Below are 8,556 nucleotides of genomic sequence, written 5' to 3'. Positions count from 1 at the left end.
GCGATGTTAACTTTTGCTGCAATGAACTTAAAGAAACTAGCAAATTGGACTTGGGCAGGTCCACAGCTTGCATAAATAATATGCAAGCTAGGACAGCATATACTCAAAAATAATTGCCAGTTTTGATAAAAAAGAAAAAAGTAAAAGGCATTTGGGAATAAGAGAATTCCCAAATGCCTTTTGTCGACACTCTGAAAGGACCGTTTTTAAACGGTCCTTTTTATATTGTCTAGCTTCAGCGCCTAGCCCCTCTCTGTTCAAGCCAAGCCGGCAAGATGGATAAAAGAGATCCTTTCAGCCGGCTTTTGTTATGCTTGTCGGACTTTCACAGGAAATGCTGACATCGACGTTTGCCACAGGACGTGGCAGTAGTAGTTAGTCGATGTTCCTCTTTCAAGGACTTGCGCTTTTCGACTTCTACATGGCCTCTGGTTTATTCATTTGCTTAGAACGTTTTTCTTTTTCGCTATTCATACGTTCGATATATACATTACCTTCTTGTTCAATATAGGAGTCTTCAATCTTCTTTTCCTCTCTAGATGTTCTAATCACCATATATGCACTAAAAAGAACTCCAAATAACGCTACATATACAAACCAAGGTACTGTTAACATAGATTCCACTCCTTGTCCCACTTTTTACTTCTACTATATGATGAGAAATGACTAGATATCACTTAATTTCATAGATTTTTGATGGAGATGAGGAGTAGGAACGATGGATCACTTGATTCTATCGACATTATTTCTTTTCTATGAATTATATATTTTCATTCTATCAGTTTTACTTCAGTTCTATCGATTTTAACTAATTTACAAAATTGGACAGAAAAAGGGTGCCCGCCAATAAGTCGGACACCGGAGATTCATGATTATGCACTAACTGTAAAGTTTGTACGTCTTATAATTTGTTGTGCAACTGGATAAATAATCGCCATTGCAATTGTACCCATTACAGTTGCTGGGATGACTACACCAATGAACAATCCGATGAATGTTCCAGGTAGACCAGCAATTATAAGTGCAGTGTTTAAGAAAACAAATCCAGAAACTAAAATTCCTACTGCAGTAATAGCACATACCATTACTAGTGATTGTGTCTGCTTTCTTGCAACTGTAAACATGCCATAGAATACGAATGCTGATACTAATTTATCGACAGGGTTCGCAATTTGACCACCTGGGAAGGTTGTTGTCAATGCTGAAATCACACCGCCGACAATTGCTACAAGCAATACGTATTTCTTTTCAGGGAATAACATAATTCCTAAAAACATGAAGATTAACAATAAGTCAGGCTTCATACCTAGGTATATTCCCGGCATAACTGTGTGTAGTACAGCACCCATTCCAACTAATAATGCTAAAAATACTAAAACTTTTGTATTCATTTCTCATCTCTCCTCAGCTTTTCTAAGCTATATTTTTGGATTCTCCAATAGTGCACTCATTGCCTATTGCAAGAATCTTATCTATCAGTATATCAGACTATTAGACCAATTTACAGTTCTAATTATCTGATTTAAATGCCTTCATAAATAAAGCGAGGGCTTCAACAGACTCATAAGGTACCGCATTGTATATGGAAGCACGGCACCCACCGATAGAGCGATGTCCATTTAACCCTACGAAACCTTTTTCCTTAGCTTGTATTAAAAACTTTTTAGTAAGCTCTTCGCTTGGAAGTGTGTATGATACATTCATCGTGGAACGACTGCCTTTTTTAGCATGAGCTTTATAGAAACCATCAGATTCATCAATTGTCTGGTATAAAAGAGCTGCTTTTTCATTATTCATCGCTTCAATTGCAGGAACGCCACCTTGCTCCTTGACCCATTCAAGCACAAGCGAAAGCATGTAAATTGAAAAAGTAGGTGGTGTATTATAAAGTGAATTAGATTTTACGTGTGTTTTGTAATCCAACATGGTAGGTAGATTGCTATTGCCTTCTTTTAATAAGGAATCTTTAATAATAGCAACGGTGACCCCAGATGGACCAAGATTTTTTTGAGCACCAGCATAGATCATCCCGAATTGTTCTACATTAATTTCTCTACATAAAATATCACTGGACATATCTGCAATTAATGGCACATTTGTATAGGTAGGGTACTTTTCCCATTGTGTACCATATATGGTGTTGTTTGATGTGATATGAACATAAGCTGAGTTCTCTGAATGAGCGTTTGCACCTATTTCAGGGATGTAATTGTATTTATCTTCTTTACTGGAAGCGACTATATTGGTTTCACCAAGTTTATTTGCCTCATCAAGTGCCTTTTGTGACCAAGAACCAGTTAATATGTAGTCACCTATTTTACCTGGAGTGAGAAAGTTCATGGGAATCATTGAGAATTGTAAACTTGCGCCACCTTGTAAAAATAATACTTGGTAGTCATCAGGAATTCGCATGAGACTACGTAAATCAGAAATAGCTTGTTGATGTACTTGATCATATTCCTTACTTCGATGGCTTAATTCCATTACAGACATGCCAGTTCCTTTGAAATTATTAAGTTCTGCTTGGGCTCGATTTAATACTTCAATTGGAAGAGCAGAGGGACCGGCATTAAAATTGTAAGCTCGTTGCATAATTGAATCCTCCTATTTTGTTGCTTTAGTTGAATAAAGTTATCTTATCATGTTTTTATGAAAAAAAAAGTGAAATTTTTAGAAAAAACACAGAATAGCGCTTTCACGACATAAAGAAAGACAAGACCTAAGTCTTGCCTTTTTAGAGGTTAATTCTGTTCAATTGTTTTTGAAATGCTTGAGGCAATATTTTTTAAATCATCCGATGAATATTGACTTTCATGAGACTTCCATACGATGCCAAATCCATCGCCTTTTCCATAACGAGGGATAAGGTGTAAATGAAAGTGGAATACAGATTGTCCAGCTTGCTCACCGTTATTTTGCAAAAGGTTCATACCGATTGGATTGAATTCTTTTTTTATTGCGTTTGCAATAGATGGTACAACTTCAAAGATATTTTGGGCAATTTCTGGCGTTAATTCAAATACATTTTCTTTATGTACTTTTGGGATAACAAGAGTATGTCCTTTCGATACTTGGCTGATGTCTAGGAAGGCATACACGTGTTCATTTTCAAAAACCTTTGCACTTGGAATTTCTCCATTGATGATTTTACAAAAAATACAATCACTCATTTACGTCCATTCCTTTCAATAATTCAGTTAATAACTAGTATTTTATCACATGTTCATACGATGTTAAAATTTTCATGTTGTAACCAATTTTTAAAAAAGAAAACAGGATGCAATCGCAAAGGATGCATCCTGTTTCTGAAGAAGGCTTTCTTGTTATAGGTTAACGGTATCTTTGATAAACACCTCATTTTTTTTAGGAATGAAAGTCTTTATCTATTGGAGTGAGTCAATTCCGTAGTTCAAGCGGACCATCCCCTTGTCTAATGTTTATAAGTTAATACAACTTATAAAGCGACTAGGTAGCCTTTAACAAACACCTCATTTACAAAATATTGTTATTTTGTTAGTGGTAATTTGTTTCGAACTTACTTTATTCTCACATTTCCCAAAGTAACCATCCCCTTATAACAGATATAAAAAGCTGTCGTCTAAAACAAGGATATTGTCTTTAACAAACACCTCATTCCAGGTAGATGATTAACATCAAAGGCTTTTTTTCTTGCCCTCTTCAAAAATTAGTATGGCCGTTTTAAAATGTTCTATTCAATTTTTTTAACTATGTAAAAATGGCAATTTTTGATATGATAAAAAGAAAAGCGCAAGGCGCTCAGCGATAGGCAACAAGCTTAAGTTGAGCAAAAAGAAGGAAGCGATGGCTTAGGCCCTGGAGCCGATGGCGCTTGGAGCTAGACATCAGAAAACGAAAAAACTTGTATGATAAGAAGGGAGCTTTACATGGCACTACTAGAGATAAAAAATCTAACCGGTGGTTACACAAAAAATCCTGTTCTTAAGGATGTTTCCTTCAAAGTTAATCAAAACGAAATTGTAGGATTAATCGGATTAAACGGTGCGGGGAAAAGCACGACAATTAAACATATAATTGGTTTAATGGAGCCAAAGAAAGGGTCTATTCATATTCAGGGGAAAACGATTCAAGAGGACATGGAAGCCTATCGATCCAAGTTTAGTTTTATTCCAGAAACACCAATTCTTTATGATGAGTTAACCCTTTATGAACATCTTGAATTAACCGCAATGGCTTATGGACTTGATAAGAAAGTATTTGAAGAAAGAATTGATCCTTTATTAAGAGAATTTCGAATGGAAAAAAAGGTAAAGTTTTTCCCAGCTCATTTCTCAAAAGGAATGAAGCAAAAAGTCATGATTATGTGTGCCTTTTTAGTTGATCCAGATGTGTATATCATAGATGAACCTTTTGTAGGTTTAGATCCACTTGGTATTCAATCCTTGTTAGAGCTAATGAATAAAAAGAAAAATCAAGGTGCGGGCATTTTAATGTCTACCCATATTTTAGCGACTGCAGAAAAGTATTGTGATTCCTTTATTATTTTACATAACGGAAAAGTAAAGGCTTCAGGGGCCTTAGAAGATCTCCGCAGGCAATTCAAAATGGAGAACGCATCACTCGATGATATTTATATCAGCCTGACAAAGGAAGAAGAAAATGATTGATATCAAAGAACTATGGAAAAAACGCCAGGTCCAACATTTTAAAGAAATTAGCCGTTATTTGCGGTATATGTTAAATGACCATTTGTTAATCGCTCTCCTCTTTTTAGGTGGCGGAGGGGCATACTACTATAATTATTGGCTACAGGATGTTCCTAAGGAATTTCCTTACGCGATTATTATTGCACTTGCTTTAGGAGCTATACTGACTAGAAGTCGAGTTCAATCCTTAGTGAAAGAGCCAGACCTTGTCTTCTTATTGCCAATTGAAACGAAGTTAACCCCTTATTTTCAAAAGGCATTTTGGTATAGCTTGTTTTCTCAAATTTACTTATTATTAATTGTGTTTGCAATTGCAGCACCTTTATATCTTGCTGTCACAGATAAAACATTTTCATCCTTAGTAGCTATTTTTGTAATTGTTCTTTTGAGCAAGGCGTGGAACTTGCTCATGACATGGTTAACTCAGCATGACCAAGAAAACTCAACTTATTATACTGACAACGTAATTCGGCTTATTTTAAATATCGTGCTAATGTATTTATTATTTTCTGATGCATCGATCATTTTTATCGGTTGTGTCGTGATACTCATGCTTGGGCTACTTCTTTATTTTCATAAAGCAGTCGAGGGTAAAGGTCTAAAATGGAATACATTAATCGAGTTAGAGTCAAAGAGAATGCTTACTTTTTATCGAATTGCTAATTTATTCACAGATGTTCCTAAACTAAAGGAGCAGGTGAAAAAACGACCTTGGCTTAACTGGGTTACCGGTCTAATTTCATACTCTAAGAAAAATACATTTCGCTATCTATATACGTGTACCTTTTTGCGGACAAGCGACTACTTAGGTTTGTATGCGAGGCTAACCATCATTGGCGGATTGATTATTTATTTCGTCCCATTTCATTATGGTAAAGCGTTTGTGATGATATTATTTTTATATTTAACAGGCTATCAGCTTATGACATTATGGAGACACCATAGTTTTAAAATATGGGTTCGATTATATCCGGTAAGTGAAGAATCGAAATTATCCTCTTATTTACAGCTTCTATTTCAGCTGCTAGTAGTTCAATGTGTCTTATTTACAATAATCCTTTTACTTACAGTTGAATTCTCGATAACAATCTTATTATTTGTTGTTGGTCTAGTGTTCGTGTATCTTTTTGTATTTGTTTATACAAAGGGGAAGGTAAAAAAGCTTGACCGGATGTATAGGTAATCATTTGAAACCTATCCCTATTTTAAATCGTAGTAAGTATTAAATTAATAAAGGGGTAGAGGGTGCATGGATGATTCATATCTGTTAAAAGTAGAAGAGGAATTATTTCAATGGCGAAAAAAGCTGATTAAAAAATCTACTATGCTCCAACGTGTCTCAAAAAAAGCTCAAACAAAAGTGAACGAAATGATTCCCGAAAAAGCCCACACTGTCATTACCGAGAGCATCAAGAAGATGGTTCAAGCTACGTTAGTTGGGTCAGAATATACAACAAAGGGAAACTACCCGGATGAAATGACATTGCAGGTAAAAGAAAAGCTAATAGAAGAAAAATTAACAGTCTATAGACGAACTGCAGCTGCGGAAGGAGCAGGTACAGGGGCAGGAGGTTTTTTTCTAGCCTTGGCCGATTTTCCTTTGCTTCTTTCAATAAAGATGAAATTTTTATTTGAAGTAGCAGCGATACATGGATTTGATACGAAAAAATATGAGGAACGTCTTTTCTTGTTATATGTGTTTCAATTGGCTTTTTCTAGTGATGAACATAAAAAGAAAACATTTCACATTATCGAGAATTGGGAACTTGAGAAAGAGAGCCTAGTCGAAATGGATTGGCGTGTCTTCCAACAAGAATACCGTGATTATATTGATTTTGTAAAAATGCTTCAATTACTTCCAGGTGTTGGAGCTGTTGTTGGGGCATATGCCAATTACAATTTACTTGATCACTTAGGAGAAGTTGCGAAAAATTGTTATCGTATTCGAATACTACAATAATAAAAACGCAAGAATGGTGCGAAATACAACATTCTTGCGTTTTATTTTTATACTGTAGCTTCTTCTGATTTTTCGACTGAAAGATAGTTTAATGTTGCTGTTCCTAATGTTTTGGCAGCTATAAGCATTGCTTTCTCATCAATATCAAATTTTGGATGATGATGTGAATAAGCTTTTGTTTCATCAGCGGGCTTCGCGCCTGTAAAGAAGAAAGTTCCAGGTACATGCTGTAAATAATAAGCAAAATCCTCGCCACCCATTTGAGGAGCAGCTTCCGTAACATTTATAACACCAGGTACATTTTCAGCAGCTTTAACTAGGAAATCCGTTTGTTCTTTATGATTAACGACAGCAGGGTAACCACGATGAAAGGCATAGGAGTAAGTGGAATCTGCTGCAATACATGTTCCTTTTACAATTCGCTCTATTTCATGTTCGATTTGGTCTCTAACATCTTCACTAAATGTTCGCACTGTTCCTCCAAGTTTAACTGAGTCTGCAATTACGTTAAACGGATTTTCTGCAACGAACGAGCCTACTGATACAACTGCAGATTCAACTGGGTCAACGCGTCTGCTCACAATTTGTTGTAAATTCATAACTAACTGAGAGCCAATAACAACGGCATCCTTAGTGGTATGTGGATGTGCTCCGTGGCCACCTGATCCTTGAATTTTAACTTCAAAACGATCTGCAGCAGCCATGATTGGACCAACGCGGTATTCAATCGTTCCAGTCGGTGTTGTTGCCCATAAATGAGTGCCGAATACGACATCTACACCTTCAAGACACCCATCTTCAATCATAGAAATAGCACCACCTGGAGCAAATTCTTCTGCGTGTTGGTGGATAAGGACGACTGTTCCTGCGAGTTGTTCCTTCATTTCATGAAGTGTTTTTGCTAATACTAGCAATGTAGCAGTATGTCCATCATGTCCACAAGCATGCATCACACCAGGGACAGTTGATTTATAAGGTACATCCTTTTCGTCCTGAATTGGAAGAGCATCGAAATCAGCGCGTAAAGCTACAGTTGGACCTGGTTTGTTACCATGAATTTTCGCAACAACACCATTACCACCTACATTTGTACGCACTTCAATTCCTAAACTTTTATAAAAATTCGAGATGTATTCAGCGGTTTTATATTCTTTAAAGGAAACTTCTGGGTGTTGATGTAAATAACGTCGAATTTCAACCAATTCTGAATATTTTTTGTCTAAAGATTCATATAGGTTTTGTAACATTTCTCGATTCTCCCCTTCAAATTATAATACTTATAAATTATATCATGATAAGTTGTATCGTATTGTAATTTTGCATAAAAAAAGGAGGACAGTTTGCCTCCTACTCAATTGACTGTAGTATTGAATTTCCGGTTCTCGAAACTTTTACTTTAGCGTATTTTGCATTGCGCTGTAAGTCTAAACCTGTACCTTCTTTAACAAAATAACTTTCTATACCGATGATAATACCATTATAGCCATTGTACTTACCAGCAATTAGGACCTCATCTTGAGCGAGTTGATAGTCACGAGGATTTATAGAAGTGAGTATTTTCTCCCGTTGATAGATACCATGTTGGTCTTCTTTTGCCAGAATAAACACTTTATTTCCTGAATGAACATTTTTTAATTCATTGACTTCTGCAATTTCGTAACGCAAGATAACATAATCACCCTGAAGCATCGAACGGGGGTCAACAGGTGCTAACTCAAGTGTAATTTCTTTACCGTTATTTAATAATGACTCACTAGTCCCAATTTGGTATCCCGCGATCGTCAACTGCAAAAGAAGAATGAGTCCAATAAGAATCCACTGCTTTTTTGAAAAAACCTGGACTAACCTAAAATAGTGAGACAATATAAAACACCTCCAAAATGGCAATACTTGAGATAAGTATTGTGACAT

The 8,556-nt window shown here is 36.0% G+C and carries 9 protein-coding genes; 3 read left to right on the top strand and 6 right to left on the bottom strand.

The genetic code is table 11. The features are described 5' to 3' along the window. Window positions 1-417 precede the first annotated feature (417 nt). The 4 genes from ACR65M_RS25565 to ACR65M_RS25550 form a co-directional block, all read right to left on the bottom strand. Window positions 418-615, bottom strand: a complete 198-nt coding sequence (locus tag ACR65M_RS25565; protein ID WP_121447087.1) for a sporulation YhaL family protein — start codon at window positions 613-615, stop codon at window positions 418-420. A 257-nt stretch (window positions 616-872) separates the two neighbouring features. Beyond that, complete coding sequence (locus tag ACR65M_RS25560) at window positions 873-1,391, bottom strand: tryptophan transporter (protein ID WP_099353390.1); 519 nt, start codon at window positions 1,389-1,391, stop codon at window positions 873-875. Window positions 1,392-1,509: 118 nt separating this feature from the next. Next, window positions 1,510-2,592, bottom strand: coding sequence for a 3-phosphoserine/phosphohydroxythreonine transaminase (gene serC / locus ACR65M_RS25555; RefSeq protein ID WP_341332484.1), 1,083 nt, complete (start codon window positions 2,590-2,592; stop codon window positions 1,510-1,512). Window positions 2,593-2,741: 149 nt separating this feature from the next. Continuing rightward, entirely contained in the window at window positions 2,742-3,170 is a 429-nt protein-coding gene (locus ACR65M_RS25550; RefSeq protein ID WP_341332483.1) for an HIT family protein, read from the bottom strand. 735 nt (window positions 3,171-3,905) lie between these two features. Between ACR65M_RS25550 and ACR65M_RS25545 the strand changes: the two genes are divergently transcribed. The 3 genes from ACR65M_RS25545 (at window position 3,906) to ACR65M_RS25535 (ending at window position 6,645) form a co-directional block, all read left to right on the top strand. Further along, window positions 3,906-4,646, top strand: a complete 741-nt coding sequence (locus ACR65M_RS25545) for an ABC transporter ATP-binding protein (RefSeq protein WP_440274799.1) — start codon at window positions 3,906-3,908, stop codon at window positions 4,644-4,646. Next, complete coding sequence (locus tag ACR65M_RS25540) at window positions 4,639-5,868, top strand: ABC transporter permease (protein ID WP_440274798.1); 1,230 nt, start codon at window positions 4,639-4,641, stop codon at window positions 5,866-5,868. The genes ACR65M_RS25545 and ACR65M_RS25540 overlap by 8 nt, the downstream gene beginning before the upstream one ends. A 66-nt stretch (window positions 5,869-5,934) precedes the next feature. Beyond that, window positions 5,935-6,645 (top strand): EcsC family protein, encoded by a 711-nt coding sequence (locus ACR65M_RS25535; RefSeq protein ID WP_341332480.1) that lies wholly within the window; start codon window positions 5,935-5,937, stop codon window positions 6,643-6,645. Window positions 6,646-6,692: 47 nt separating this feature from the next. Here the strand turns inward: ACR65M_RS25535 and ACR65M_RS25530 are convergent, their stop codons facing one another. After that, entirely contained in the window at window positions 6,693-7,892 is a 1,200-nt protein-coding gene (locus ACR65M_RS25530; protein WP_440274797.1) for a M20 family metallopeptidase, read from the bottom strand. 100 nt (window positions 7,893-7,992) lie between these two features. Then, the gene (locus ACR65M_RS25525; RefSeq protein ID WP_440274796.1) at window positions 7,993-8,508 is read right to left on the bottom strand and encodes a GDYXXLXY domain-containing protein; all 516 of its coding nucleotides are present in this window, start codon (window positions 8,506-8,508) and stop codon (window positions 7,993-7,995) included. Window positions 8,509-8,556 lie beyond the last annotated feature (48 nt).

Source organism: Ferdinandcohnia sp. SAFN-114, from assembly GCF_059415045.1.
The sequence above is the reverse complement of the archived record's forward strand: the minus strand, read 5'-3'. Positions and strand labels throughout refer to the sequence as shown.

Coding starts and splice junctions, on each gene's coding strand:
- ACR65M_RS25550 (WP_341332483.1), bottom strand. CDS start 3,170: ATGAGTGATTGTATTTTTTGTAAAATCATCAATGGAGAAATTCCAAGT.
- ACR65M_RS25545 (WP_440274799.1), top strand. CDS start 3,906: ATGGCACTACTAGAGATAAAAAATCTAACCGGTGGTTACACAAAAAAT.
- ACR65M_RS25540 (WP_440274798.1), top strand. CDS start 4,639: ATGATTGATATCAAAGAACTATGGAAAAAACGCCAGGTCCAACATTTT.
- ACR65M_RS25560 (WP_099353390.1), bottom strand. CDS start 1,391: ATGAATACAAAAGTTTTAGTATTTTTAGCATTATTAGTTGGAATGGGT.
- ACR65M_RS25565 (WP_121447087.1), bottom strand. CDS start 615: ATGTTAACAGTACCTTGGTTTGTATATGTAGCGTTATTTGGAGTTCTT.
- ACR65M_RS25530 (WP_440274797.1), bottom strand. CDS start 7,892: ATGTTACAAAACCTATATGAATCTTTAGACAAAAAATATTCAGAATTG.
- serC (WP_341332484.1), bottom strand. CDS start 2,592: ATGCAACGAGCTTACAATTTTAATGCCGGTCCCTCTGCTCTTCCAATT.
- ACR65M_RS25535 (WP_341332480.1), top strand. CDS start 5,935: ATGGATGATTCATATCTGTTAAAAGTAGAAGAGGAATTATTTCAATGG.